This is a genomic window from Arenimonas sp. (assembly GCF_041919775.1).
Taxonomy (GTDB): Bacteria; Pseudomonadota; Gammaproteobacteria; order Xanthomonadales; family Xanthomonadaceae; genus Arenimonas.
On the sequence record NZ_JAYRTE010000008.1, the window covers coordinates 34,379 to 58,528 of the forward strand.

Annotated in this window: 24 protein-coding genes and 1 pseudogene; 17 read left to right on the plus strand and 8 right to left on the minus strand. The window is 69.8% G+C overall.

Annotated features, from left to right (window positions below; genetic code table 11):
* The first annotated feature begins 18 nt into the window (after positions 1-18).
* Complete coding sequence (locus tag ACE3TE_RS06795; RefSeq protein ID WP_374603410.1) at positions 19-978, plus strand: LysR family transcriptional regulator; 960 nt, start codon at positions 19-21, stop codon at positions 976-978.
* Between the two features lie 84 nt (positions 979-1,062).
* Here ACE3TE_RS06795 and ACE3TE_RS06800 read toward each other — a convergent pair whose 3' ends face one another.
* The 3 genes from ACE3TE_RS06800 to arfB all read right to left on the minus strand — a co-directional run bounded on the left by ACE3TE_RS06800 (position 1,063) and on the right by arfB (position 3,414).
* Entirely contained in the window at positions 1,063-2,298 is a 1,236-nt protein-coding gene (locus ACE3TE_RS06800) for a mechanosensitive ion channel family protein (RefSeq protein WP_374603411.1), read from the minus strand.
* 106 nt (positions 2,299-2,404) lie between these two features.
* Positions 2,405-2,992, minus strand: coding sequence for a lysophospholipid acyltransferase family protein (locus tag ACE3TE_RS06805; protein ID WP_374603412.1), 588 nt, complete (start codon positions 2,990-2,992; stop codon positions 2,405-2,407).
* Positions 2,989-3,414, minus strand: a complete 426-nt coding sequence (arfB, locus tag ACE3TE_RS06810) for an alternative ribosome rescue aminoacyl-tRNA hydrolase ArfB (protein WP_374603413.1) — start codon at positions 3,412-3,414, stop codon at positions 2,989-2,991. The genes ACE3TE_RS06805 and arfB overlap by 4 nt, the downstream gene beginning before the upstream one ends.
* A 91-nt stretch (positions 3,415-3,505) precedes the next feature.
* Between arfB and ACE3TE_RS06815 the strand changes: the two genes are divergently transcribed.
* The 5 genes and pseudogenes from ACE3TE_RS06815 to plsB all read left to right on the plus strand — a co-directional run.
* Positions 3,506-5,485: a UvrD-helicase domain-containing protein gene (locus ACE3TE_RS06815; protein WP_374603415.1), complete on the plus strand. Its 1,980-nt coding sequence runs from the start codon at positions 3,506-3,508 to the stop codon at positions 5,483-5,485.
* Between the two features lie 178 nt (positions 5,486-5,663).
* Positions 5,664-6,563 carry a 5'-nucleotidase, lipoprotein e(P4) family gene (locus ACE3TE_RS06820; protein ID WP_374603417.1) on the plus strand — a complete coding sequence of 300 codons (900 nt, stop codon included), beginning with the start codon at positions 5,664-5,666 and terminating at the stop codon, positions 6,561-6,563.
* A 4-nt stretch (positions 6,564-6,567) separates the two neighbouring features.
* On the plus strand, positions 6,568-7,284 hold the full coding sequence (gene pyrF / locus ACE3TE_RS06825) for an orotidine-5'-phosphate decarboxylase (protein WP_374603418.1): 717 nt from the start codon (positions 6,568-6,570) through the stop codon (positions 7,282-7,284).
* 49 nt (positions 7,285-7,333) lie between these two features.
* On the plus strand, positions 7,334-8,299 hold the full coding sequence (locus ACE3TE_RS06830) for a hypothetical protein (protein ID WP_374603420.1): 966 nt from the start codon (positions 7,334-7,336) through the stop codon (positions 8,297-8,299).
* Positions 8,208-10,859: pseudogene (plsB, locus tag ACE3TE_RS06835) on the plus strand (glycerol-3-phosphate 1-O-acyltransferase PlsB); the annotation flags it as partial. The gene ACE3TE_RS06830 and the pseudogene plsB, both read left to right, overlap by 92 nt.
* A 30-nt stretch (positions 10,860-10,889) precedes the next feature.
* Here the strand turns inward: plsB and ACE3TE_RS06840 are convergent.
* Entirely contained in the window at positions 10,890-11,096 is a 207-nt protein-coding gene (locus ACE3TE_RS06840) for a YdcH family protein (protein ID WP_374603423.1), read from the minus strand.
* A 166-nt stretch (positions 11,097-11,262) separates the two neighbouring features.
* Between ACE3TE_RS06840 and ttcA the strand changes: the two genes are divergently transcribed.
* The 4 genes from ttcA (at position 11,263) to ACE3TE_RS06860 (ending at position 14,571) form a co-directional block, all read left to right on the plus strand.
* Complete coding sequence (ttcA, locus tag ACE3TE_RS06845; protein WP_374603499.1) at positions 11,263-12,150, plus strand: tRNA 2-thiocytidine(32) synthetase TtcA; 888 nt, start codon at positions 11,263-11,265, stop codon at positions 12,148-12,150.
* A 78-nt stretch (positions 12,151-12,228) separates the two neighbouring features.
* Complete coding sequence (locus ACE3TE_RS06850) at positions 12,229-13,140, plus strand: recombination-associated protein RdgC (RefSeq protein ID WP_374603425.1); 912 nt, start codon at positions 12,229-12,231, stop codon at positions 13,138-13,140.
* 121 nt (positions 13,141-13,261) lie between these two features.
* Entirely contained in the window at positions 13,262-14,026 is a 765-nt protein-coding gene (locus ACE3TE_RS06855) for a SprT family zinc-dependent metalloprotease (RefSeq protein ID WP_374603427.1), read from the plus strand.
* 20 nt (positions 14,027-14,046) lie between these two features.
* Positions 14,047-14,571: a hypothetical protein gene (locus tag ACE3TE_RS06860; protein WP_374603429.1), complete on the plus strand. Its 525-nt coding sequence runs from the start codon at positions 14,047-14,049 to the stop codon at positions 14,569-14,571.
* Here ACE3TE_RS06860 and ACE3TE_RS06865 read toward each other — a convergent pair.
* Positions 14,568-15,410, minus strand: a complete 843-nt coding sequence (locus ACE3TE_RS06865; protein WP_374603431.1) for an alpha/beta fold hydrolase — start codon at positions 15,408-15,410, stop codon at positions 14,568-14,570. The genes ACE3TE_RS06860 and ACE3TE_RS06865 overlap by 4 nt on opposite strands.
* Positions 15,410-16,420: a ferrochelatase gene (gene hemH / locus ACE3TE_RS06870; protein WP_374603433.1), complete on the minus strand. Its 1,011-nt coding sequence runs from the start codon at positions 16,418-16,420 to the stop codon at positions 15,410-15,412. The genes ACE3TE_RS06865 and hemH overlap by 1 nt, the downstream gene beginning before the upstream one ends.
* A gap of 119 nt (positions 16,421-16,539) precedes the next feature.
* Between hemH and ACE3TE_RS06875 the strand changes: the two genes are divergently transcribed.
* The 5 genes from ACE3TE_RS06875 to ACE3TE_RS06895 all read left to right on the plus strand — a co-directional run bounded on the left by ACE3TE_RS06875 (position 16,540) and on the right by ACE3TE_RS06895 (position 19,375).
* The gene (locus ACE3TE_RS06875) at positions 16,540-17,229 is read left to right on the plus strand and encodes a lipid-binding SYLF domain-containing protein (protein ID WP_374603435.1); all 690 of its coding nucleotides are present in this window, start codon (positions 16,540-16,542) and stop codon (positions 17,227-17,229) included.
* A 67-nt stretch (positions 17,230-17,296) separates the two neighbouring features.
* Positions 17,297-17,539, plus strand: coding sequence for a Sec-independent protein translocase subunit TatA (gene tatA / locus ACE3TE_RS06880; protein WP_374603437.1), 243 nt, complete (start codon positions 17,297-17,299; stop codon positions 17,537-17,539).
* Between the two features lie 29 nt (positions 17,540-17,568).
* Entirely contained in the window at positions 17,569-17,949 is a 381-nt protein-coding gene (gene tatB / locus ACE3TE_RS06885; protein WP_374603439.1) for a Sec-independent protein translocase protein TatB, read from the plus strand.
* A complete protein-coding gene (gene tatC / locus ACE3TE_RS06890; protein WP_374603441.1) occupies positions 17,942-18,682 on the plus strand; it encodes a twin-arginine translocase subunit TatC in 741 nt (246 codons plus the stop codon). Before tatB ends, tatC begins: the two co-directional genes overlap by 8 nt.
* Positions 18,683-18,685: 3 nt before the next feature.
* A complete protein-coding gene (locus ACE3TE_RS06895) occupies positions 18,686-19,375 on the plus strand; it encodes an RDD family protein (protein ID WP_374603443.1) in 690 nt (229 codons plus the stop codon).
* 7 nt (positions 19,376-19,382) lie between these two features.
* On the opposite strand, the gene ACE3TE_RS06900 is transcribed toward ACE3TE_RS06895, so the two are convergent.
* Positions 19,383-20,312, minus strand: a complete 930-nt coding sequence (locus tag ACE3TE_RS06900) for a hypothetical protein (RefSeq protein WP_374603445.1) — start codon at positions 20,310-20,312, stop codon at positions 19,383-19,385.
* Between the two features lie 4 nt (positions 20,313-20,316).
* Positions 20,317-21,045, minus strand: a complete 729-nt coding sequence (locus ACE3TE_RS06905; RefSeq protein WP_374603447.1) for a glutamine amidotransferase — start codon at positions 21,043-21,045, stop codon at positions 20,317-20,319.
* Between the two features lie 68 nt (positions 21,046-21,113).
* Here ACE3TE_RS06905 and glyQ point away from each other — a divergent pair, with 68 nt between their 5' ends.
* The gene (gene glyQ, locus ACE3TE_RS06910) at positions 21,114-22,025 is read left to right on the plus strand and encodes a glycine--tRNA ligase subunit alpha (RefSeq protein WP_374603449.1); all 912 of its coding nucleotides are present in this window, start codon (positions 21,114-21,116) and stop codon (positions 22,023-22,025) included.
* Entirely contained in the window at positions 22,018-24,111 is a 2,094-nt protein-coding gene (glyS, locus tag ACE3TE_RS06915) for a glycine--tRNA ligase subunit beta (RefSeq protein ID WP_374603451.1), read from the plus strand. Before glyQ ends, glyS begins: the two co-directional genes overlap by 8 nt.
* The last annotated feature ends 39 nt before the right edge of the window (positions 24,112-24,150 follow it).

Below are 24,150 nucleotides of genomic sequence, written 5' to 3' on the forward strand. Positions count from 1 at the left end.
ATTCGGAAACAGCCACTTATGGCCGAGCGCAAGCCCCGTTTTTATTACAAGGGCGACCGCCTCAAGCCCGTGCGGGCCTTCTGCCAGGTCGCGCGCCTGGGCTCGGTGACCCGGGCGGCCGAGGCCCTGTTCCTCAGCCAGCCGGCCGTGACCCTGCAGGTGCAGGCCCTGGAGCGTGAGCTCGGCACGCCGCTGTTCGAGCGAATCGGACGTCGCTTCAGCCTGACCCGCGAGGGCCAGCTGCTGTACGACCTGGCCCGGCCCCTGGTCGAGGGACTGGACGGCCTGGAGGCCGAGTTCCGCAGCAGGATCAAGGGCCTGAAGGCCGGCGAGCTGCACGTGGCGGCCGGCAGTTCGACCATCCTCTACCTGCTGCCGACCCTGGTGCAGGCCTTCCGGGAACAGCACCCGGAGGTGCAGCTGGTGCTGCACAACGTCACCGGCCAGGACGGCCTCGGCCTGCTGCGTTCGGACGGCGTCGACCTGGCCGTGGGCTCGATGCTCGACGTGCCCACCGACCTGGCCTACGAGCCGGTGTACTCCTTCGACCCCATGCTGATCTGCCCGCCCGGCCACCCGCTGGCGGAAAAACCCGACCTGCGGCTCGAGGACCTTTCGCCCTACGGCCTGATCCTGCCGCCGCGCCGGCTCACCACCTACCGGCTGGTGGACCTCGTGTTCCAGCAGCAGCGCGTGCCCTACACGGTGGCGCTGGAAGTGGGCGGCTGGGAGGTGATCAAGCAGTACGTGGCGATGGGCCTGGGCATCAGCATCGTCACCGCGATCTGCCTGACCGAGGCCGACAAGCAGCGGCTGGTCGCGCGCAGCCTGGCCGACTACTTCCCGCCGCGCAGCTACGGGGTGGTGATGCGCAAGGGCAAATACCTGAGCCCGCAGGCGCGGGACTTCGTCGACCTGGTCAAGCCCGGCCTGTTCCAGCGCCGCGACTACTTCGACTCAGGCCACTCCGAGCGCTGAAGCCTCCGCCTGTAGGAGCGGCTTCAGCCGCGAATCTTCTGGCTTTGCCTTTGGCAAAGAACCACTTCGCGGCTGAAGCCGCTCCTACAGGGGTTTGGCCAGGGCAGCCAGATCGGCGCCGGAGGGGGACTGGAACGCCCGCAGCCCGAACTCGGGCAGGATCGCCAGCAGGTGGTCGAAGATGTCGGACTGGATGTCCTCGTAGTCGTTCCAGGCCGTGGTGGCGGTGAAGCAGTAGATCTCGATCGGCAGGCCCTGCGGGCCCGGGTCGAGCTGGCGGACCAGCAGGGTCATGTCGTCGCGGATGCCCTTGTGCGCCTGCAGGTAGGCGCGGGCATAGGCGCGGAACGTGCCCAGGTTGGTGAGCCGGCGCAGGTTCACCGGTGCCTTGCCCTGGCGCTGGGCGTTCCACTCGGCCAGCTCCGAGGCCTTTTTCTCGAGATAGGGCTGCAACAGCACAAAGCGCGACAGGGCCTCGCGCTCTTCGTCGGCGAGGTATCGCACCGTGCCCTGGTCGATCGGCAGCGCGCGCTTGATGCGGCGGCCGCCGGATTCGCTCATGCCGCGCCAGTTCTTGAAACTGTCCGCGATCAGCGTGTGCGTCGGGATCGTGGTGATGGTCTTGTCCCAGTTCTGCACCTTCACCGTGTGCAGGGCGACGTCGATGACGTCGCCGTCGGCACCGTACTTGGGCATCTCAATCCAGTCGCCGACGCGCACCATGTCGTTGGACTGGATCTGCACGCTGGCCACCAGCGAGAGGATGGTGTCCTTGAACACCAGCATCAGCACCGCCGTCATCGCGCCGAAGCCCGACAGCAGCAGCAGCGGCGACTTGTCCACCAGCACGGCGACGATCAGCACCACCGCCAGCACGAACAGCACGATCTTGGCGACCTGCAGGTAGCCCTTGATCGGGCGGCTGCGGGCGCGCTCGGGGTCGCTCGACTCGTAGATGTCCTGCAGGCTGGCCAGGAAAGCGCTCAGCGCCTGCGCCGCGGTCAGCACCACGTAGGCAGCGGCGACGTTGCGCACCACCTCCACCGCGCCTTCGGGCAGGTGCGGCACCAGCGGCACGCCGAGATAGATGACGATCGCCGGCACCGCGTGGGCCAGGCGCGAGATGACGCCGCGCGCCAGCAGGGCGTCGTCCCATTTCACCGACGAGGCTTCGACCATGCGCACCAGCACGCGCAGCAGGATGCGCTGGGTCAGCTGGTCGGCCAGCCAGGCCAGCAGCAGCAGGGCCAGGCCGATGGTGGCCGAGTGCAGCCAGGGGTGGGCGGCGATCTGGTCGTAGAGGGTTTGCAGGAAATCCATGCAGGGGAGTCTAACCAGCCTGCTTTCGCAGCCCAAGGCGCGGATTGAGGCCCAAGGCCATTGCACAAGGGCAAGGGCTTCGGGACTCAAGTCCCTCCCACAGGGCTTACAGCGTGTCGCGGTTCTTGCCGATATGGGGGCGGTAGATAGCGCGGATGCGGGCCATGTCGGCCGCCATGTCGTCGGTGAGTTCGACGCGCGGGCCCAGGCCGATCGTGCGCGTGGGGTAATGGAACCAGGCGCAGAACACCGGCACCTGCGCGCGCGTGGCGATCTTCCAGAAGCCGGTCTTCCACTGCTCGACGCGCTTGCGGGTGCCCTCGGGCGCGAGCACGAAATACATGCGCTCGGCGCCGCGGATCTTCTCGACGGTCTGGTCGACCAGCCCGCCGGGCGCGCTGCGGTCGACCGGCACGCCGCCGAGCTTGCGCAGAAGCCAGCCCAGCGGGCCGCGGAAGAGTTCGGCCTTGGCGATGAAGCTGATGTCCACGCCCATCGCCAGCTTCGCGGCCAGGCCCCAGTAGGCGTCCCACCCGGAGGAATGCGGCGCCGCGATCACGACCAGGCGCGGGTCGGCCGGGAATTCGCCCTCGATCGTCCAGCCGCCCAGCCGCAGCAGGCAACGACCGAACCAGCGGCTGAACCGGCCACCGCTGCGCGGGGCATGGGCGGGCAGCTCCGGGACGCGCGTCATTCGCGCTCCCAGCGCGACACGCTGCGCTGGCGCTTGACGGTTGCGCGTTCGCGCTTGGCGCCCAGGCGGCGTTCCTTCGAGCCTTTGGTCGGCTTGGTGGCGATGCGCTTCTTCGGCGCCACCGTCGCGGCGGCCAGGACGGCGGCCAGGCGCTCGCGCGCGTCTTCACGGTTGCGATCCTGGGTGCGGAAACGCTGGGCGCTGAGCACCAGCACGCCCTCGGCCGTGAGCCGACGGTCGCGCCGGGCCAGCAGGCGGGCGCGCACGGCGTCGGGCAGCGACGGCGAATTGGCCACGTCGAAACGCAGTTCGACGGCGGTCGATACCTTGTTCACGTTTTGCCCGCCCGGCCCGCCCGAGCGCACGAAACGCTCGACCAGTTCGTCGTCGGGGATGGCCAGGGTGGGCGTGACCTGCAGCATGGCGCGCAGTTTACTTTGGAAAACCCGGGTCAGAGTCGAGTTTTGAAAACTCGACTCTGACCCGGGTTTTCGCCGGTACAATCGGCGCCCCATGCATGACCTCAACCCCCCCCAGAAAGAAGCGGTCGCCTACACGGCCGGCCCGCTGCTGGTGCTGGCCGGCGCCGGCAGCGGCAAGACCCGCGTGATCACCGAAAAGATTGCCCACCTGATCGCCAGCGGCCAGCGCGAGGCCCGGCATATCGCTGCGATCACCTTCACCAACAAGGCTGCGCGGGAAATGCGCGAGCGCGTCGCCAAGCGCATCAAGGGCGACGCGGCGGAAGGGCTGACGGTCACCACCTTCCACTCCCTGGGCCTGCGCTTCCTGCAGATCGAACACGAGCGCGCCGGCCTGCGCCGGGGTTTTTCGATCTTCGACGCCGACGACCAGATGTCGATCATCAAGGACCTCTCGCCGCAGGGCCTGAAGAACGACGCCCTGTACGCGCTGCAGAACCTGGTCAGTACCGCCAAGAACAACGCGCTCACGCCCGAACAGGCCGCCGAGGCCGCGCGCAGCGTGCGCGAACGCGAGGCGGCTGCGCTGTATGCGCGCTACCAGGCGCGGCTGCAGGCCTTCAACGCGGTGGACTTCGACGACCTGATCCGGCTGCCGCTGCAGCTGCTCGAAGCAGAGCCCGACCTGGCCGCCGGCTGGCGCGAACGCATCCGCTACCTGCTGGTGGACGAATGCCAGGACACCAACGGCGCGCAGTACCGGCTGCTCAAGCAACTGGCCGGCAGCAAAGGCAACATGACCTGCGTCGGCGACGACGACCAATCCATCTACGCCTGGCGCGGCGCCCAGCCGGAAAACCTGGAGCTGCTGGCGCAGGACTACCCGGCGCTGAAGGTGATCAAGCTCGAGCAGAACTACCGCTGCTCGGGCCGCATCCTGCGCTGCGCCAACACCCTGATCGAAAAGAACCCGCACAAGCACCTCAAGCAGCTCTGGAGCCAGCACGGCGACGGCGAGCCCGTGCGGGTCTGGCAGTGCCGCAATTCCGAACACGAAGCCGAGCGCATCGCCGCCGAGATCCACTACCTCAAGCAGGCCAAGGAAATCCCCTGGGGCGAGTTCGCCATCCTGTTCCGCGGCAACCACCAGTCGCGGCCGCTGGAAAAGGCGCTGCAGCTGCTGCGCATTCCCTACCACCTGACCGGCGGCACCGCGTTCCTGGACCGCGCCGAGGTGAAGGACCTGCTGAGCTGGCTGCGCGTGCTGGCCAACCCCGACGACGACACCGCCTTCCTGCGCGCGATCGCCGCGCCCAAGCGCGAGGTCGGCGCCACGACGCTGGAGAAGCTGGCAGCCATGGCGCAGACGGCGGGCCTGTCGCTTTCGCGGGCGGCCGGGCAGATCGGTTTCCTGAAGCAGCTGACGCCGCGCGCCGCTGCCGGCCTGGACGAGTTCACCCGCATCGTCGAATCACTGCGCGACGACGCCGAACGCCTGACGCCGGCCGAGCTGGTGCCGGTGCTGGCCGAACGCAGCGGCCTGCTGGGCATGGTGCGCAGCCAGTGCAAGGACGAAGCCGGCTTCCTGCGCCGCAAGGCCAACCTCGACGAACTGGCCTCGTGGTTCGAAGGCGCCCGCGGCGGCGGCCCGGGCGAACTGGCCGCCCAGCTGGCGCTGCTGTCGAACGCCGATCGCGGCGAACCCGGCAACGCGGTGCGGCTGATGAGCCTGCACGCGGCGAAGGGCCTGGAGTTCCGCGCGGTGTTTGTGATCGGCTGCGAGGACGGCAACCTGCCGCACGAAGCCAGCGTCGAGGAAGGCGGGCTCGAGGAGGAGCGCCGGCTGATGTACGTCGGCATCACCCGCGCCAAGGAACGCCTGTACCTGTCGCACAGCGCCGAGATCAAACGCTGGGGCGCCGTCGAACACCTGCTGCCCAGCCGCTTCCTGGACGAACTTCCGGCCGCCGACCTGCTGCGCGACGGCAGCGACCCCGAACGCGAGACCGCCGAGAAGAAACAGCGCGGCCGCGCCCACATGGACGCCATCGCCGCCCTCTTCAACGACTGAAACCGGCGGCAAGAACCCGGGTCAGAGTCGAATTTCCGGCTCGCCGGCCATTGCAGTTTTGTGTCATTGCACCGGTGCCGGGTCATAAATTCGACTCTGACCCGGGTTTTGGAAATTCGACTCTGACCCCGGTTTTGGCCCGTGTAAACTTTGTGGCCTACGCGAAAGGAAACCAATGATGACGACCCTGCGCACCTTGTCGCTGTCCGCCCTCGTCCTGGCGCTGGCCGCCTGCCAGACCGCGCCGAGCCGCGCGCCGGCCGAAGCCCCGCAGCCGGAGCCGGTCCCGGCCGCCGTCGGCCCCGCCGCCAACGACAACATGAACGCCGTCGCCTGGGTGCAGACCGCCGAGGAGTACCAGCTGCTCGCCGTCCAGACCTTCCTGGCCGCCGGCAAGGAGCTCGATCGCGCCATCAACACCCCCGGCTGGGACGCCCTGGTGCCCTCCGAGCGCGCCAACCCGCCCGACGGCCTGCCGCCGGCGGTGATCGTGGACATCGACGAAACCGTGCTCGACAACTCGCCCTACCAGGCCCGCCTGGTCCGCGACGGCGGCAGCTACAACGAAGTCACCTGGGACGGCTGGGTGCGCGAGGAAAAGGCCCGGCCGGTGCCCGGCTCGCTGGAGTTCGCCAGGGCCGCGGCCGAGCGCGGCGTCACCATCTTCTACGTCTCCAACCGCGCCGCCCACCTCAACGAGGCCACCGTCGCCAACCTCAAGGCGGCCGGTTTCCCGATCGAGTCCGACGCCCAGTTCCTGGGCCTGGGCTTTTTCGTCGAGGGCTGCGAACAGCACGGCTCGGAAAAGGGCTGCCGCCGCCAGCACGTCGGCCGCACGCACCGGGTGCTGATGCAGTTCGGCGACCAGATCGGCGACATGGTCACCATCGACGCCAACACCCCGGCCGGCCGCAAGCAGGCGCTGCAGCCTTACCTGGCCTGGTTCGGCGAACGCTGGTTCGTGCTGCCCAACCCGACCTACGGCAGCTGGGAGCCGGCCCTGTTCAACAACGCCTGGGACCTGCCGGAGGCCGAGCGCCGCCAGCGCAAGCTCGACGCCCTGCACTACGCCGAATAAAACCATGATCCCCGTCCGAGACCGCCTCATCTTCGCCCTCGACGTACCCACGGCCGCCGGAGCCAGCGCCTGGGTCGACCGGCTGGGCGATTCGGTGGGCTTCTACAAGATCGGCATGGAGCTGCTGACCAGCGGCGACTACTTCCGGGTGCTCGAGGACCTCGCCGGCCGCGGCAAGCAGGTGTTCGTGGACCTGAAGTTCCACGACGTGCCTGCGACCGTCGCCGCGACGATCCGCGGCCTGCGCCGTTACCCGGTTTCGCTTTGCACCATCCACGGCCAACATCACGCCATGATGCAGGCCGCTTCGCAGGAGAAGGGCGACATTCGGCTCCTGGCGGTCACCGTGCTCACATCCATGGATCGCAGCGATCTTCGGCAAATGGGCATCGATCGTGACCCTTCGGAGGTCGTCGTCGACCGCGCCCTGGCCGCGAAGGCCGCCGGCTGCGACGGCGTCATCGCTTCGGGCCAGGAAGTCGGCGCGATCCGCCAGGCGGCAGGCCCGGGTTTCCTGGTGGTCTGTCCAGGCATCCGGCCGGCCGGCCCGGCCGGCGACGACCAGAAGCGCACCGTGGACGTGGCCACGGCCTTTGCCGCCGGCGCCGACTACATCGTGGTCGGCCGGCCGATCCGCAATGCCGCCGACCCGGTCGCCGCGGCGGAGCAGATCCAGGCCCAGGTCCGCCAGGCCGTCGAAGCCGCGGAAAACGGGTCCTGAACACCCGATCTGGTAGATTCGGCCGCCATTCCCACGGTACCCAAGCCGCATGATCCGTTTCCCGACCCTCCGGGCCCTGGCGGCCCTGCTGCTGATCGCGCTCGCCCTGGTCGCCTGCCGCCGGGACCCGCCTGCCGAAGAAGCCTCCACCGTGCCCGGCAGCCCGGTCGCCGCCATCGAAGCCCAGGCCCAGGCCCTGCGTGACAACGACCTGGTGCGCTGGTCGCGCCTGAGCCTGCCGCCGGAGCTGCACGCCCGCAGCGAAGCCCTGTGGAACCAGCGCCTGGCCGAGGCCGAACCGGCCGATCCGGAAGAGGCCCGCGAATACGCCGACACCATGGCCCGCCTGATGGCCCCGGACGCCGAGCAGGCCCTGATGCGCGACATCGAGCCCAAGCTGGCCGAGCTCGAAACCGAGATCGCCGGCCAGTGGCCGCTGATGCAGGCCACGGCCGGCATCTTCCTCAACGCCGCGATCGAGGCCAACACCGAACTCAGCGCGGCCGACAAGTCGCATGGCCAGGAGCTGGTCGCCGCCATGCTGGCCTGGGCCCAGCCCTCGCTGTTCACCGATCGCGAGCGCGCCCGCGAGGCGATCCGGGCGCTCAGCGCCACCGCCCGCGAACTGGACCTGCCCACGCTCGAGGACGCCCGCGCCCTGGAAATGATGCCGGCGATGGAGAAGGGCGGCGTCGCCCTGGCCGGCATCAAGCAGGCCGCCAAGGCCTACGACATGGACCTGGATGCATCGCTCGACGGCATGGAGGTTGAACTGCTGTCGTCCGAGGGCGACCAGGCCCGGGTGAAGGTCACCTACCCGCTGCTGCAGCAGACCGTCAGCTTCGAGATGGACATGCAGCGCGTCGGCGAAGGCTGGTACAGCGCCGACGCCATCCGCCAGGCCGAGGCCGACCTGGCCGAAGCCGGCCAGGACGCCGGAACCGAGGCCGACCTGGCCGGCCCGCCCGCCCCCGACGCGGACGCCGCCACCCCGGGCGCCGGCAGCGCCGACTGAGCCCACGCGCATGGAAGCCGTCAACACGCCCGTTCCGGGCCCCGCCCCTCGTCCGCCCGGCAAGCCGCCGCTCTGGGCGCGCTTCATCGAAGCGCTGCTCAAGCCCTGGATCGAGATCAAGCGCGAGCCCGCCGAGCCGCCCTTCGATCTCGACCGGCCGATCTGCTACGTCATCGAAAACTACGGGCTGTCGAACACCCTGATCCTCGACCGCGCCTGCCGCGAGGCCGGCCTGCCCTCGCCGCTGGCCGCCCTGCCGGGCGACCCGCTGGGCCGCAAGCGCGCCTACGTGGCGCTGTCGCGCCGGCGCGCCGGCATCTTCGGCCGGCCGCGCAACCGCAGCCATTCCGACGCACTGTCGCGCCTGCTGATGGCGCACCGCCTCTATCCCGACCAGGACGTGCAGCTGGTGCCGGTGTCGATCTTCGTTGGCCGAGCGCCGGCGCGGCAGTCGGGCTGGTTCTCGGTGCTGTTCTCGGAAAACTGGGCGCTGGTGGGCCGCTTCCGCCGGCTGCTTGCGATCCTGCTCAACGGCCGCGACACCGTGGTGCAGTTCTCGCCGGGCGTGCGCGTCTGGGAAATCCTCGGCGACGACATGCCGCACGAGCGCCAGGTGCGCAAGGTCAGCCGGGTGCTGCGCGCGCACTTCCGCCGCATCAAGACCGCGGTCATCGGCCCGGACCTGTCCACGCGCCGCCTGCTGGTCGATCGCGTGCTCGACGCCGAGCCGGTGCGCAAGGCGATCACCGACCAGGCCCGCCGCGACGGCACGGAATACCTTGACGCCTGGAAAAAGGCGCATGGTTTTGCCTGGGAGATCGCCGCCGACTATTCCAACCCGGTGGTGCGTTCGGCCTCGTTCGCGCTGACCGGTTTCTGGAACCGCATCTACGACGGTCTCAACGTCCACCACATGGACACGCTCAAGCAGGTCGCGCCCGGGCACGAAGTGATCTACGTGCCCTGCCACCGCAGCCACATGGACTACCTGCTGCTGAGCTACCTGCTCTACAGCCGCGGCATCGTGCCGCCGCACATCGTCGCCGGCGTCAACCTCAACATGCCGGTGCTGGGGCCGATCCTGCGCCGCGGCGGCGCCTTCTTCATCCGCCGCTCGATCAAGGGCAACGCGCTGTACGCGGCGGTGCTGGGCGAGTACGTGGCGCAGCTGGTGTCGGAAGGTTTTTCGCTCGAGTACTTCATCGAAGGCGGGCGCTCGCGCACCGGCCGGCTGCTGCCGCCCAAGGGCGGCATGATCGTGATGACGCTCAAGGCCTTCCTGCGCGCGCCGCGCCGGCCGGTGGTGTTCCAGCCGGTCTACATCGGCTACGAGAAGCTGATCGAGGGCAAGAGCTACCTCGACGAACTGACCGGCCAGCCCAAGGAAAAGGAAACCATCTGGGCCCTGCTCAAGGCCGCCGCCGGCATCCTGCGCCAGCACTACGGCAAGGTGGCGGTGAACTTCGGCGAGCCGATCTTCCTGGACAAGGTGCTGGCCGAACACGCGCCGGACTGGCGCGAGCGCAACAGCGCCAACCCGGACGAAAAGCCGGCCTGGCTCAATGCCGCGGTCGAGGACATCGCCAACCAGATCCAGGTGAACATCAACCGCGCCGCCGACGTGAACCCGGTGAACCTGCTTGCGCTGGCCCTGCTGGCCACGCCCAAGCATGCGATGTCGGAAGCCGACCTGCTGGCGCAGCTGGGCCTGTACAAGAAGCTGCTGGCGACGCTGCCCTATTCCGACCGCGTTACCGTCACCGAGCTCGAGCCGGCCGAAATCGTCGCCTACGGCGAGAAGATCGGCGTGCTCACCCGCACCGATCATCCGCTCGGCGCCGTGCTCAGCGTCGAAGGCGAGACGGCGGTGCTGCAGAGCTACTTCCGCAACAACGTGCTGCACCTGTTCGCCGGCGCCGCCTGGGTGGCGCTGTGCTTCCAGAACAACCGCCGCATGAGCCGCTCGGGCCTGCTGCGCCTGGGTCGCACGATCTACCCGTTCGTGCAGGAAGAGCTGTTCCTGCCCTGGGACGGCGATGGTTTCGTCGCCCACCTCGACGCCACCGTGGACCTGTTCGTCGCCGAGGGCCTGCTGTCGATGGCCAGCGAGGACGACGGCGGTTACCTGTCGCGCGGCCCGGGACAGACCGACGAAGTCTTCCGCCTGCGCGCGGTCGCCCACAGCCTGCAGCAGGCCTTCGAGCGCTACTTCATCGCGATCACCACGCTGGTGAAGAACGGCCCGCGCACGCTCAGCTCGGGCGAGCTCGAAACCCTGTGCCAGCTGACTGCCCAGCGGCTTTCGCTGCTCTATGCGCCGGCGGCGCCGGAGTTCTTCGACAAGACGCTCTTCCGCGGCTTCATCCAGAAGCTGCGCGAGATGAAGCTGGTCTGGATCGCCGAGAACGGCAAGCTCGATTTCGACGAGCCGCTGATGGCCTGGGAAAAGGACGCCAAGGTGGTGTTGGGCCGCGACCTGCGCCACACCATCGCCAAGCTGTCGCCCGAAGCGGTGAGCAAGGTGGCCAAGGCCCGGGGCGAGGAAGAAAAGCCGGCCTGAGGCCGGCGCCGCGGATCGCGTCGGGAAAACTCAGGCGTCGAGGTCGGGGATCAGCCGGCTTTCGAGCGCGGTGATCATGTCCTTGATGCGCAGCTTGCGCTTCTTCAGGCGCTTGAGCGTCAGCTCGTCGGCCTGGATGTCGGCGGCCAGGCGCGCGATCGCCTCGTCGAGGTCGCGGTGCTCGACCCTCAGCTCGACCAGCTGGGCGGTGATCTTGGCGGGATCTTCGGTGGCCATGCATTCTCCCGGTTCCCCGGAAGCTTACTCCGGCCGGCCCCTCTGTAGGAGCGCCTTCAGGCGCGAAGCTCTTCTTCGCCAAAGGCAAGCCCAAAGATTCGCGCCTGAAGGCGCTCCTACAGAGGATCGGCGTAAAATGGCCGGCCGCCTCCCGTCGTTGCCCGAAATGACCCTCCCGCTGCACGACCCCGTCCCCCGCAAGCAGTCGCATGAGCGCGCCAAACTGGCCAAGCGCCTGCGCCGCCAGGTGGGCCAGGCCATTGCCGACTACGGGATGATCGAGGACGGCGACAAGGTCATGGTCTGCCTTTCCGGCGGCAAGGACAGCTACACCATGCTCGACCTCCTGCTGCAGCTGCAGAAGAAGGCGCCGGTGCGCTTCGAGCTGGTGGCGGTGAACCTCGACCAGAAGCAGCCGGGTTTCCCGGAACACGTGCTGCCCGATTACCTGCGTTCGATCGGCGTGCCCTTCACCATCCTCGAGCAGGACACCTATTCGGTGGTCAAGCGCGTGGTGCCGGAGGGCAGGACGATGTGTTCGCTGTGCTCGCGCATGCGTCGCGGCGCGCTGTACCGGCATGCGAAGGAACAGGGTTTCACCAAGGTCGCGCTCGGCCACCACCGCGACGACCTGGTGGCGACCTTCTTCATGAACCTGTTCTTCCACGCCAAGCTCGCGACGATGCCACCGAAGCTGCTCAGCGACGACGGCGAGCACGTGGTGATCCGCCCGCTGGCGACCTGCCGCGAAGCGGACCTGGTGGCCTACGCCGACTGGAAACAGTTCCCGATCATCCCCTGCACGCTCTGCGGCTCGCAGGAAAACCTGCAGCGCAAGCAGGTGAGCCGCATGCTGGCCGCCTGGGAAAAGGAAAGCCCCGGCCGCATCGAAACCATCGCCCGCGCCCTCACCGACGTGCGACCCTCGCAGCTGGCCGACCCCTCGCTCTTCGACTTCGCCGCCCTGGGCCGCCGCGGCAACAGCCCGCTGCCCGACGCCCTCGCCTGGCTAACCGGCGACGTACAAATGGGGTCAGAGAACATTAACGATTGAATCAATCGCTTCAATCCTGGTTTGAAACGTTAATGTTCTCTGACCCCATTTTGTTTGCGCCTCTCTTCCGGAGTTTTGATGTTTTTTCGCAACCTCACGTTCTTCCGTTTTCCGACGACCCTCGCCAAGACCCTCGATGATCTCGATGCCCGCCTGGAGGAGTGCAAGCTCAAGCCGGTCGGGCCGTCCGAGCTGATGTCGCGTGGTTTCATCTCGCCCTTCGGCCGCGACGGCGCGACGATGAGTCACCGGGTCGGCGACGCCATCTGGATCACGCTCGGCGGTGAAGACCGCCTGCTGCCCTCGGCCGTCGTCAACGACCAGCTGGGCCGCAAGCTCGCCGAGATCGAGGAGAAGGAAGGCCGGCGCCTCGGTGGCCGCGCCCGCAAGCGCCTGAAGGAAGACATCGTGATGGAGCTGCTGCCGCGCGCCTTCGTGCGCCCGGTGCGCTGCTCGGCCACGCTCGACCTGGAGCACGGTTTCATCGCCGTCGACACCAGCTCGCGCAAGACCGCCGAGAACCTGGTGTCGGAACTTCGCCACGCCCTCGGCAGCTTCCCGGCCCTGCCGCTGAACGCAGAAGCCTCGGTGCGCGCCATCCTCACCGGCTGGCTGGCCGGCGAAGCGCTGCCGCCGGGCCTTTCGCTGGGCGACGAGTGCGAACTCAAGGATCCCGTGGACGGCGGCGCCGTCGTGCGCTGCAGCCGCCACGAACTGCAGGTCGACGAAATCCGCCAGCACCTCGAGGCCGGCAAGCAGGTCACACGCCTGGCCCTGGTGCTCGACGACCATGTCGGCTTCGTGCTCGGCGAAGACCTGGTGCTGCGCAAGCTCAAGTTCCTCGACGGCGCCGTCGACCAGCTCGAGGGCACCGAGTCCGACGGCGTGGCGGCCGAACTCGACGCCCGCTTCGCGCTGATGTCCGGTGAACTCAAGCGCCTGTTCGCGGTGCTCGAGCCGGCGCTGAAGTTCAGCCGCGCCGACAGCTGATGCACCCGCCCTGCTGATCCCTGTTGTGGGAGGGACTTCAGTCCCGATGCCTTGCCGCGACAAAGGCATCGGGACTGAAGTCCCTCCCACAAGAAGCGGCGCCGCCTGCTAGATTCCGCCCATGTTCCTGCGAACCAAGCACCCCGCCCCGCCCGCGGCCGAGATCCGGCCGCTGGCGCTGGCCGACGGGCGCGAGGTGCCGGTGCGCTGGGTGCGCGACCGGCGCGCGCGGCGGCTGCGGCTGATCGTTTCCGACAAGGGCGCGCGGCTGACCCTGCCCACCGCGGCCTCGGTGCGGATGGCCGACGCCTTCCTGCATGAACACCGCGACTGGCTGGCCGAACAGCTCGGGCGCCAGCACCCGGACGACGCCCCCCTGTTCGGCCGCGACTGGGCCCAGCCGCTGCCCCTGCGCGGCACCCACGCCCCGCTGGCCTGGCGCGAGGGCCGCTTCGCCCGCGCCCTGCTCACCGAACACGGCATCGAACTGCAGCTGCCCGAGCGCGCCGACGACCGCCGCGCCCGCGCCGCGCTGCGCGATTTCTACCTGCAGCAGGCCCGCACCGACCTGGGCGCCTGGCTGCCGCGTTACCTGCCGTCGCTGCCGCGCCCGCCGTCGTCGCTGCGGCTGCGCGCGCTGTCCTCTCTGTGGGGTTCTCTCAGCCCCGGCGATGCCGTGTCCCTGGACCTGGCGCTGGTGCTGGGCCGGCCCTCGGCCTTCGAATACGTGCTGGTGCACGAGCTCTGCCACCTGCTGCACGCCGACCATTCGCCGCGCTTCTGGCGCGAGGTCGAGGCGCGCTGGCCGCGCTGGCGCGACGAGCGCGACTACCTGCGCGGCGAAGGTCTGGCCTTGAAGTCGACACTGGCGCGTTTGACCCGGTAGTCCCTTGCCGGGGAGCCGCCTTGGCCCCGATCGTCCGCCCCTTGCTGACCGCCTGCCTCGCGCTGCTGCTGTGCAGTGCCTGCGGCCCCGACCCCGACGCGGCCCAGGAAAGCCTGGTCCGGGAAGCGCTGCAGGCCAATGCCCGGCAGCAGGCCGACGCCGACCCGGCGCGGGCCGGCAACCAGACGCTGACGCTGGAAACCGAAGAAGGCCTCTACAGCGCCACCAGCGGCGACGACCTGCCGCTGCCGGCGGGCTTTCCCGCTGACGTCGTGCTGCCGCGCGATGCCCAGATCGGCAGCGTCACCGAACTGGGACCGACGATCTCATTGGGTGCGCACAGCCCGCGCAGCGTGGCGCTGGTGTTCGAAGAATTCCGCCAGGCCCAGCAAGCGGCCGGCTGGTCCGAAGCCAGGGTCGAGGCCGACGCGGCCGTGCGCGTCACCGGCTTTGACAAGGCCGGCCGGCACCTGGAAGCCAACTTCGTCGAAGAGGCCGGCGGCGGCACCACGCTGGCGCTGACCGTCGGCCCCGCGGGCAACTAGCCCCGCAGGAAGTCCAGCAAGGCGTCCGCCACCGCGGCGGGCTGCTCCATGTGCAGGTGATGGCTTCCCGGCAGCACCACCACGCTGGCCTCGCGCAGGCAGGCAAGACGGGCCTGGCGCACCTCGGGCGGGAAATACGGCGGCGCCGGATCGGCCGCCACCACGCGCACCGGCGCCTCGATGGCGCGCAGCATGGCCTGGATGGTGTTTTCGTCCATGCGCACGTGGCCGGGCCAGGTCAGGCGCGGGTCGCTGCGCCAAGCGTAGCCGCCTTCGACCTCGCGCAGGTTGCGCTGCACGATCAGCCGCGCGGCCTCCGGCGACATCCGGCTGGCGACCAGGCGCGCGGCGACGGCGGTGTCGACGTCCGGCAGCACGCGCGGCGCCCGCGCCGGTTTGTCGCGGCGCGCGGCGACGGCGTCGCGGAGGCGCTCACCGGCCTTCGCGGGATCGCCGGCGACCGGGCCCAGGGCTTCGACCAGGGCCAGCCGGCGCACCCGCGCAGGCACGGCGGCGGCCAGCACGCAGGCGATGGCGCCGCCCATCGAATGGCCCAGCAGGTCGGCCCGGGCCCAACCCAGCGCGTCCATCGCGTCGAGCACGTCGTGCAGCCAGTCGGCGAAGGCGTAGTCGTAACCCGGCGCACGGTGCGCCGAAGCCCCGTGCCCCGGCAGGTCCGGCGCTACCCAGTCGAAACCGGCCAGGTGTGGCGCCAGCGGCACGAAGCTGGCGGCGTTGTCGAGCCAGCCGTGCAGGCAAAGCAGCTTCGGCCCGGACGGATCGCCGCCGCGCAGCGCGGCCAGCGGCCCGCGCGCGGTGTCCAGCGTCACTTCCTGCATCAGTGCGGCCAGCCCTGCAGGTGCCGGCGCGCCAGCGCCGACAGCGCCGCCACGTGGCCGGGTTCGTCGTTGAGCGCGCTGATGTAGCGCAGGGCCTCGCCGCCGGCGCCGCGGAAGACCTCGGCGTTTTCGACGGCGATTTCCTCGAGGGTTTCGAGGCAGTCGCTGGCGAAACCCGGGCAGACCACGTCGAGGGTTTTCACGCCGTCGCGGCCCAGCTTTTCCAGGGTCTTGTCGGTGTAGGGCTGCAGCCATTCCTCGCGGCCGAAGCGCGACTGGTAGGTCAGCAGCCACTGGTCGTCGGCCAGCTCAAGCCGGCTCGCGAGGGCGCGGGCGCCGGCTTCGCACTGGCGCGGGTAGGGGTCGCCGGCGGTTTCAAAGCGCTTGGGCAGGCCGTGGAAGGACATCACCAGGCGCTCGGCGCGGCCGTGCAGGTCCCAGTGTGCGCGCACTCGGGCCTCGAGCGCGTCCAGCCAGCCGGCATCGACGTGGTAGTCGGCGATGAAGCGCAGCTCCGGCGCGCGCCGCCAGGTCGCCAGTTCCTTGTTCACCGCGTCCATCACCGCGGCCGTTGTCGAGGCCGAATACTGCGGGTACAGCGGCAGCACCAGCAGGCGCTGCATGCCCTCGTCCTGCAGCTTTCGCAGCACCTCGGGCACCGACGGATTGCCGTAGCGCATGGCCAGGCGCACCTGCACGTCGGGCAGGGTGTGCTGCATCTGCCGGGCCAGGCGTTGTCCGTAGACCAGCAGCGGCGAGCCCTCGTCCATCCAGACCGAGGCGTAATTGCGCGCCACCCGCGGCGAGCGCAGCGGCAGGATCACGAAGTGCAGCAGCGGGCACCAGATCCAGCGGCTCAGCTCGACCACCCGGTGGTCGTGCAGGAACTGCGACAGGTAGCGCCGCACGGCGGCCGGCGTCGGCGCGTCGGGCGTGCCCAGGTTGACCAGCAGCAGCGCCGTCCGGCCGGGGCCGGGCGCGGGGACGGGGGCGTCGAGGTAGGGTTTCATGCGGGACGGTGATTGTGTGCTGCGCGCAACTTATCATCCGCAGGGTGAAGGCGTGGCTCACCCGAGGTTCATTGCCCGCCCCCATACTCAGGCCGTTGCGCCCACCCGGAGACCGCCCCATGACCCGAATCCTCGCCCTGTTGCTCGCCGCGCTCGCGCTGGCCCTGCCCGCCGCCCCCGCCCTGGCCGGCGAGAAGGAAGAATCCCGCGCCGCCGACGCCGCCCGCGTGCTCGGCGAGATCATGCGCATCCCGGAAACCGCCATTCCCGAAAAGATGTTCGACGAGGCCTACGCCATCGCGGTCATCCCGGACGTGGTCAAGGCCGGCCTGGTCATCGGTGGCCGCGGCGGCAAGGGCCTGATCTCGGTGCGCACGGCCGACGGCACCTGGTCCAACCCCAGCTTCATCAAGCTCGGCGGCGGCAGCGTCGGCTTCCAGGCCGGCGTGCAGTCGGCCGACGTGATCCTGGTGTTCCGCTCCGAGCGCGGCGTCAACGACATCGTCAACGGCAAGTTCACCCTCGGCGCCGACGCCTCGGTGGCCGCCGGCCCGGTGGGCCGCAGCGCCCAGGCCAGCACCGACGAACAGCTCAAGGCCGAGATCTACAGCTATTCGCGGGCCCGCGGCCTGTTCGCCGGCGTCTCGCTCGACGGCACCTGGCTGCGCATGGACCACACCGCCAACCAGCGGGTCTACGGCAAGAACACCACTCCCCGCCAGATCTTCGAGGGCCGCACCCCGGCCGCGCCGACCGCGGTGGTCGATTTCCGCGACCGGCTCGAGGAAAACACCGTTTCCCAGGACTGATGGGCAAGGCGGCCCGGGGCCGGCTGCGCTAGACTCCGGGCATTCCTAATTCGCGGGACGCACGCAGATGGGCAGTTTCAGCATTTGGCATTGGATCATCGTGCTCGTGGTCGTCGTGCTCGTGTTCGGCACCAAGAAGCTGTCGAGCGTCGGCAAGGACCTGGGCGAAGGCATCAAGGGCTTCAAGAAGGGCCTCAAGGACGGTGACGAAACTCCGCCGCCGCCCTCGCAGCTGGGCAACGAGCGCCGCGAGAACGGCGAGACGCCACGCGAAGGCGCGCCGCAGGACAGCCAGCGCAAGGATTCCTGAGTCCGGCCCCGGCCGGCCCCGGCACCGCCATGTTTGACCTGGGTTTCAGCGAGCTGCTGGTGATCGCGGTCGTGGCCCTGGTGGTGCTCGGGCCCCAGCGGCTGCCCAAGGCCGCGCGCTTCGCCGGCCTGTGGGTGCGCAAGGCGCGCGCCCAGTGGTATTCGGTGAAGTCCGAGTTCGAACGCGAGATGGCCGCCGAAGACCTCAAGCGCAGCATCGGCGACCCGGCCCGCGACCTGCGCGGCGACGTCGAGGACATCCGCCGCGAGCTCGACGAAACCAGCGCCCAGACCGGCAGCGCCCTGCGCGAGGCCGAGGCCAGCGCCCGCGACGACGCCCGCCCGGCGCCGGACGATACGCGGGACACGCCCACCCAGCCCTCCCTGCTTCCCCCGCGCCGCGATGACTGACCCGGCCGAGCCGCGCGAAGAGAGCCTGATGGGCCACCTGCTGGAGCTGCGTTCGCGCCTGCTCAAGGGGGTGCTGGCGGTCGTGGTGGTCTTCCTGGCGCTGATGCCCTTCGCCAACGACATCTATGCCCGGCTCACGGCGCCGCTGCTGGCGGCCCTGCCCGCGGGGACCGCGCTGGTGGCGATCGAGGTCGCCTCGCCGTTCTTCATCCCGATCAAGGTGGCGTTTTTCGTCGCGCTGCTGCTGGCGATGCCGGCGCTGATCTACCAGGCCTGGGCCTTCGTCGCGCCGGGGCTGTACCAGCAGGAAAAGCGCATGGCCCGGCCCCTGCTGGTGGCGGCGATCGTGCTGTTCTACGTGGGCTGCGCCTTCGCCTACTACCTGGTGCTGCCGACGGTGTTCGCCTTCCTGGCCGGCACGACGCCCGACGGCGTCGCCTGGACGCCCGACATCAGCCAGGTCCTCGACTTCCTGCTGGTGATCTTCCTGGCCTTCGGCCTGAGCTTCGAGATGCCGGTCGCGGTGATGGTGCTGCTGCTGCTCGGGGTGGTGACGCCGGCGCAGCTGCGCGAGGCGCGCGGTTACGTGATCGTCGGCGTATTCGTGCTGGCCGCGATCATCACGCCGCCGGACGTGGTGTCGCAGATCATGCTGGCGGTGCCGATGTGGCTGCTCTACGAACTCGGCATCCTGATGGGCACGCTGCTGGCGCGGAAGCCCAAGGCCGCCTGAGCCATGCGCCCGACCGGGTTCTTTCGCCGCTACGCCGCATACAGCCTGGACCTGCTGGTGCCGGGGCTGGTGTCCGTGCCGATCCTGTGGAGCACCGGCCAGCGCATGCTCGCGCGCACCGAACTGCACATGGCCGAAGCCGAACTGCGCATGTTCGAACTGATGAGCCAGGCCGAGGCCGGCGGCGGACACGCCCTGGGCGGGATGCTGGAATGGGGCGCCGACCCGGCGCTGCGCTCGGCGCTGCTGGCCCTGGTGGCCGCCTGGCTGGAGGCCGCCGGCATCGCGGCGCTGGTGTTCGTGGCGCTCACGGCCCTGTGGTTCATCGCCTTCGAAGCCTCGCCCTGGCAGGCCAGCCCCGGCAAACGCCTGGCCGGCCTGCGCGTGGTGAAGGCCGATGGCGGCCGGCCCGGGGCCGGGCGCATTGCGGCGCGTTTTTTCGCCGGCGCACCGTCCTGGCTGCTGCTGCACCTGGGCCATGCGATGGCGGCGGTCCGTCGCGACGGCCGCGCCATGCACGACCTGCTGGCAGGCACGCGGGTGGTGCTGGCGCCAGAGGCCACGACGAAGATGCCGCGCTGGGCGCGCTACTGGCTGGCGGCCCAGGCGATCGTGCTGGTCGCCGCGCTGATGGCGGTGGCTGCGCAGTACCTGCTGCTGGCCGTGGAAGCCTGGAAGGTCCAGCAGCTCTAGACCGCGATCAGACCTCGAGCGTGCCCTGCGTCGGCGCGGGCGGCGCCGGTGCGTCGGCCAGGCCGAAGATCTCGCGCCAGCCGTGGTAGTAGAACGCGAACAGCATCGCGTACATGCCCAGCATCACCAGGAACATCAGCGGGAACAGCACCAGCACCATCAGCACCGGGCTGGCCATCGCCAGCAGCGCCAGCAGCAGGCCCAGCAACAGGCCGAGCAGCAGCATGGCGAAGAAGCCCGCGACCGTGAGCACCAGCGCGAAGCCCAGCAGCGGCAGGAAGTTGCGCAGCGCCGCGAGGGCGCCGGCGACCACCGCCGTCGCCACGTCCACGTCGCGCAGCGCGGCGGTGGCCAGCGCCAGCATCGAGGCATGCAGCCAGGTGGCCAGCACGATCGCCACCACCGGCAGCCACAGGAAGGCCGCCGGCGAGGTGTTTTCCATCAGCGCCTGCAGCGCCGCCATGTCGGGCTCGCCGCCGACCGGCGTGGACATGGCGATGGCGAAGTAGTCGCGGAAGAACTGGCCCAGCGGCGTCAGCATCAGCAGCGCCGCGATGCCCACGTACACCAGCGAGTACACCATCGAGGTCAGCACCAGGCGCTTGCCACCCTGGCCGCGGCCGTAGGCATTGAACACGTCGGTGGCCGAGGCCGGCTGGCCCCGGTCGGTGGCGTCGAGCACGCGGAACAGGCCGCCGACCAGCGGCGGCAGCACCACCCAGTTCACCACGGTGACCAGGGCCATCAGCACCATCGCGCCGGTCGGCGACGGCTGGGCCAGCACCTGCAGGAACATCTGGCCCATCGAAATGGCGCCGATGACCAGGATCATCAGCGCGACCGCGCCGAACAGCGCCTTCGGGTTGCGGCGGCCGACGTCGAGCGCCTTGCGCAGCCAGCGGAAGGGGGCGGCCATGCCGACGGTGGAGGGACTCATGGGCTCAGGCTCCGTTGCGGGCGCGCTGGCGCGCCAGGTGGATGAAGCGCCGCAGCACGCGGCGGGCCGTCGGGGTCGGGCGCACCGCGCCGGCGAGTTCGCGCGGACAGGTGCCTTCCTCGCGCAGGGCGTCCGCGCGGGCGCGGATGTAGCCCTTCATGACGCCGACGCTGAATTCGGGATGGAACTGCACGCCCCAGGTCGCCTCGCCCCAGCGAAAGGCCTGGCAATCGTCGCGGCCCGACGCCGCCAGCACGCGCGCACCCGGCGGCGGCCGGACCACGGTCTGCAGGTGGGTGGCCTGGGCCGGCACCTTGTCCGGAAATCCTTCGAACAGGGGGTCTTGCCCGGCACTGTCGGCCAGGTCGAGGCAGACGGTGCCCATCTCGCGGCCCTGCGGGTTGTCGCCGACCTCGCCCCCGAGCGCGTGGGCGATCAGCTGGTGGCCGTAGCAGATGCCGAACAGCGGGTGCCCGGCTTGGGCCGCGTCGCGCAGCCAGTCGGCCGTGCGTTCGGACCAGGGCTGGCGGTCGGTGACCATGGCGCCCGAGCCCGAGATCAGAACCCCGGCGTGGCCCGTCGGATCGGGCAGGTCCTCGCCCTCGAAAACCCGCACCATGCGCGACTCCCGGCCCGACAGGCCCGCGGCCACGCGGATCCAGTGGCCGAAACTGCCGTGGCGGCGAAGGCTCGGGACCGGATCGCCGGTTTCGATCAGCAGGAAGGATTTCATCAGGGCGTGGAAAGGCGATGGCGCAGGCGGCGGCTATACTAGCCTGCTTTGGACAGGGCGAAACCGCGATGACCGCACCCACCTTCCAGGAGATGATCCAGCGCCTGAACCAGTACTGGGGCGAGCAGGGTTGTGTCCTGGTGCAGCCGCTCGACCTCGAGGTCGGCGCCGGCACCTTCCACCCGGCCACCTTCCTGCGCGCGCTGGGCCCGGAGCCGTGGAATGCCGCCTACGTGCAGCCCTGCCGCCGCCCCACCGACGGCCGCTACGGTGAAAACCCCAACCGGCTGCAGCGTTATTACCAGTACCAGGTGGTGCTCAAGCCCAATCCCGACGACATCGTCGAGCGCTACATCGGCTCGCTGAAGGCGCTGGGCATCGACCCGCTGGTGCACGACCTGCGCTTCGTCGAGGACAACTGGGAATCGCCGACGCTCGGCGCCTGGGGCCTGGGCTGGGAGGTCTGGCTCAACGGCATGGAAGTCACCCAGTTCACCTATTTCCAGCAGGCCGGCGGCCTGGAGTGCCGCCCGGTGACCGGCGAGATCACCTACGGTCTCGAGCGCCTGTGCATGTACCTGCAGAACGTCGACAACGTCTTCGACCTGGTCTGGACCGTCGGCCCCGACGGCACCCCGGTGCACTACCGCGACGTCTACCACCAGAACGAAGTCGAGCAGAGCACCTACAACTTCGAACACGCCGACGTGGAAGAGCTTTTCCACCGCTTCGACGCCTGCGAGCGCGAGGCCCTGAAGCTGGTCGAACTGGGCCTGCCGCTGCCGGCCTACGAGCAGGTCTGCAAGGCCTCGCACAGCTTCAACCTGCTCGACGCCCGCCGCGCGATCTCGGTCACCGAGCGCCAGCGCTACATCCTGCGCGTGCGCACCCTGTCGCGCAGCGTGGCCGAAGCCTACTTCGCACAACGTGAGAAGTTGGGATTCCCCGGATTGAAGAGCAAGGAGGCCACCCATGGCTGATTTCCTGCCGCTGCTGGTCGAGCTGGGCACCGAAGAGCTGCCGCCCAAGGCCCTGCCCGAACTGGCGCAGGCCTTCCACGAGGGCGTGCTCAAGGGCCTGGCCGCGCGTCGCATCGTGGTCAGGGACGAGACCTCCGGCGGCGACCTGCCGACCGGCCCGCTGTACACGCCGCGCCGCCTGGCCGTTTACCTGCCGGCCGTGGCCACCCAGCAGCCGATCCAGCACAGCGAGGTCCTCGGCCCGTACACCAACATCGGCCTGGACGCCCAGGGCCAGCCCACCCCGGCGCTGCTGGGTTTCGCCCAGAAGAACGGCGTGGACTGGACCAAGCTCGACCGCGTCACCGACGCCAAGGGCATGCGCTTCGTGTTCCGCAGCTCGCGCCCCGGCGCGGCCACCTCGGAGCTGCTGGCCGAAATCGTCGCCGAGGCCCTGAAGGCACTGCCGGTACCCAAGCCCATGCGCTGGGGCGAGCGCGACTACGCCTTCGTGCGCCCGGCGCACTGGCTGGTGATCCTGTTCGGCCGCGAGGTCGCGCCCGGCGAGGTGCTGGGCCTGAAGTCCGACCGCATGAGCCGCGGCCACCGCTTCCACCACGCCAAGGGCGTGTGGCTCAACGAAGCCGGTGAATACCTGCAGGCGATGCGCGAAGCCAGGGTACTGGCCGACCCGCGCGAACGCCGCGAGCGCATCCGCGCCGAGATCAAGGCCGCCGCGAAGCAGGCCGGCGGCGAAGCGCGGGTTCCGCCGGCGCTGCTCGAGGAAGTGAACTGCCTGGTCGAATGGCCCAAGGCCGTGCTGTGCAGCTTCGACAAGGAGTTCCTGCGCGTGCCGTCCGAGGCCCTGGTGCTGACGATGGAGTCGAACCAGAAGTTCTTCCCGGTGATGGACGCCGAGGGCAAGCTCAGCGAGCAGTTCATCGGCATCGCCAACATCGAGTCCAGGGACCCGGACGAAGTGCGCAAGGGCTACGAGCGCGTGATCCGCCCGCGTTTCGCCGACGCTGCCTTCTTCTACGACGAAGACCTCAAGCAGGGCCTGGCCTCGATGGCCGAAGGCCTGGCCAGCGTCACCTACCAGCAGAAGCTGGGCACCGTCGCCGACAAATCGGCGCGGGTGGCGGCGCTTGCGCGCGAGATCGCCGGCAAGCTCGGCGTGTCGCCGGCCGAGGCCGAACGCGCCGCCAGGCTGGCCAAGGCCGACCTGCAAAGCCGCCTGGTCGGTGAGTTCCCGGAACTGCAGGGCACCGCCGGCCGCTATTACGCCGCCGCCGCCGGTGAACCCGAGGCCGTGGCCGCCGCCATCGACGAGGCCTACCAGCCGCGCTTCGGCGGCGACGCCATCGCGCCCTCGGCGCTGGGCCGGGTGCTGGCGGTCGCCGAACGCCTGGACACGCTGGCCGGTGGTTTCGCCGCCGGCCTCAAGCCGACCGGCAACAAGGACCCCTTCGCGCTGCGCCGCAATGCGCTGGGCCTGGCGCGCACGATCATCGAAGGCGAGCTCGAGCTGGAGCTGCCGGCGCTGGTCGACGCCGCCGCGAAGAACCTGCCGGCCGGCCTGTCGCTTGACCAGGCCGACCTGCTGGACTTCATCCTCGACCGCCTGCGCGCGTATTACGCCGACCAGTCGGTCCCGGGCCTGCAGTTCGACGCCGTCGCCGAAGTGCGGCCGGCGTCGCTGCTCGATTTCGACCGCCGCCTCAAGGCCATCGCCGAGTTCGCGCGCCTGCGCGAGTCGGGCGCCCTGGCGGCCGCCAACAAGCGCATCCGCAACATCCTGCGCAAGGTCGAGACGCCGATTCCCGACAGCGTGGACGCCGGCAAGCTGGCCGAACCCGCGGAACAGGCCCTGCACGAGGCCCTGGCCTCGGCCCTGGCCGACACCGACCCGATGCTGGCGCAGCGCGACTACGTCGGCACGCTCAAGCGCTTGGCGAAACTGCAGGCACCGGTGGACAACTTCTTCGACCGCACCATGGTGATGGCCGACGACACCGCGCTGCGCGACAACCGCCTGGCCCTGCTGCGCGGCGTTGCCGACCGCTTCGCCACCGTCGCGGCGGTCGAACAGCTCTCGGCCGGCTGAGCAGCAACCCAACGCCGTCACGCCGATGCAACGGCGTGG

Bases quoted from the DNA above. Each gene is read 5' to 3' on its own strand.
- ACE3TE_RS06795 (WP_374603410.1), top strand. From the start codon at position 19: ATGGCCGAGCGCAAGCCCCGTTTTTATTACAAGGGCGACCGCCTCAAG.
- ACE3TE_RS06800 (WP_374603411.1), bottom strand. From the start codon at position 2,298: ATGGATTTCCTGCAAACCCTCTACGACCAGATCGCCGCCCACCCCTGG.
- ACE3TE_RS06805 (WP_374603412.1), bottom strand. From the start codon at position 2,992: ATGACGCGCGTCCCGGAGCTGCCCGCCCATGCCCCGCGCAGCGGTGGC.
- arfB (WP_374603413.1), bottom strand. From the start codon at position 3,414: ATGCTGCAGGTCACGCCCACCCTGGCCATCCCCGACGACGAACTGGTC.
- ACE3TE_RS06815 (WP_374603415.1), top strand. From the start codon at position 3,506: ATGCATGACCTCAACCCCCCCCAGAAAGAAGCGGTCGCCTACACGGCC.
- ACE3TE_RS06820 (WP_374603417.1), top strand. From the start codon at position 5,664: ATGACGACCCTGCGCACCTTGTCGCTGTCCGCCCTCGTCCTGGCGCTG.
- pyrF (WP_374603418.1), top strand. From the start codon at position 6,568: ATGATCCCCGTCCGAGACCGCCTCATCTTCGCCCTCGACGTACCCACG.
- ACE3TE_RS06830 (WP_374603420.1), top strand. From the start codon at position 7,334: ATGATCCGTTTCCCGACCCTCCGGGCCCTGGCGGCCCTGCTGCTGATC.
- ACE3TE_RS06840 (WP_374603423.1), bottom strand. From the start codon at position 11,096: ATGGCCACCGAAGATCCCGCCAAGATCACCGCCCAGCTGGTCGAGCTG.
- ttcA (WP_374603499.1), top strand. From the start codon at position 11,263: ATGACCCTCCCGCTGCACGACCCCGTCCCCCGCAAGCAGTCGCATGAG.
- ACE3TE_RS06850 (WP_374603425.1), top strand. From the start codon at position 12,229: ATGTTTTTTCGCAACCTCACGTTCTTCCGTTTTCCGACGACCCTCGCC.
- ACE3TE_RS06855 (WP_374603427.1), top strand. From the start codon at position 13,262: ATGTTCCTGCGAACCAAGCACCCCGCCCCGCCCGCGGCCGAGATCCGG.
- ACE3TE_RS06865 (WP_374603431.1), bottom strand. From the start codon at position 15,410: ATGCAGGAAGTGACGCTGGACACCGCGCGCGGGCCGCTGGCCGCGCTG.
- hemH (WP_374603433.1), bottom strand. From the start codon at position 16,420: ATGAAACCCTACCTCGACGCCCCCGTCCCCGCGCCCGGCCCCGGCCGG.
- ACE3TE_RS06875 (WP_374603435.1), top strand. From the start codon at position 16,540: ATGACCCGAATCCTCGCCCTGTTGCTCGCCGCGCTCGCGCTGGCCCTG.
- tatA (WP_374603437.1), top strand. From the start codon at position 17,297: ATGGGCAGTTTCAGCATTTGGCATTGGATCATCGTGCTCGTGGTCGTC.
- tatB (WP_374603439.1), top strand. From the start codon at position 17,569: ATGTTTGACCTGGGTTTCAGCGAGCTGCTGGTGATCGCGGTCGTGGCC.
- tatC (WP_374603441.1), top strand. From the start codon at position 17,942: ATGACTGACCCGGCCGAGCCGCGCGAAGAGAGCCTGATGGGCCACCTG.
- ACE3TE_RS06895 (WP_374603443.1), top strand. From the start codon at position 18,686: ATGCGCCCGACCGGGTTCTTTCGCCGCTACGCCGCATACAGCCTGGAC.
- ACE3TE_RS06900 (WP_374603445.1), bottom strand. From the start codon at position 20,312: ATGAGTCCCTCCACCGTCGGCATGGCCGCCCCCTTCCGCTGGCTGCGC.
- ACE3TE_RS06905 (WP_374603447.1), bottom strand. From the start codon at position 21,045: ATGAAATCCTTCCTGCTGATCGAAACCGGCGATCCGGTCCCGAGCCTT.
- glyQ (WP_374603449.1), top strand. From the start codon at position 21,114: ATGACCGCACCCACCTTCCAGGAGATGATCCAGCGCCTGAACCAGTAC.
- glyS (WP_374603451.1), top strand. From the start codon at position 22,018: ATGGCTGATTTCCTGCCGCTGCTGGTCGAGCTGGGCACCGAAGAGCTG.